This is a genomic window from Cohnella baijiui, from assembly GCF_020731285.1.
Taxonomy (GTDB): Bacteria; Bacillota; Bacilli; order Paenibacillales; family Paenibacillaceae; genus Cohnella.
The window spans coordinates 1-207 of the sequence record NZ_JAJFOW010000550.1; the positions used below are offsets into that span (position 1 = coordinate 1).

Consider the following 207-nt stretch of genomic DNA (forward strand, 5'->3'; position numbering starts at 1 on the left):
ATTATCGGTTATCCTGTACTGCGCCTGCGCGGCCACTATTTTGCCATTGCAACACTTGGCTTTGGCGAAATCATTCACCTCATTCTGAATAACTGGGTGGATGTGACGAGAGGACCGATGGGGCTAAGCGGAATCCCGAAGCCTGATCATATTGGATTTGTTGACTTTAGTTTAAAAATCGACTACTACTATTTAACACTCATCCTT

1 pseudogene is annotated in these 207 nt (G+C 44.4%); it reads left to right on the forward strand.

Annotated features, from left to right (window positions below):
- Positions 1-207 (forward strand): annotated as a pseudogene (locus LKX83_RS33750) (branched-chain amino acid ABC transporter permease); the annotation flags it as partial.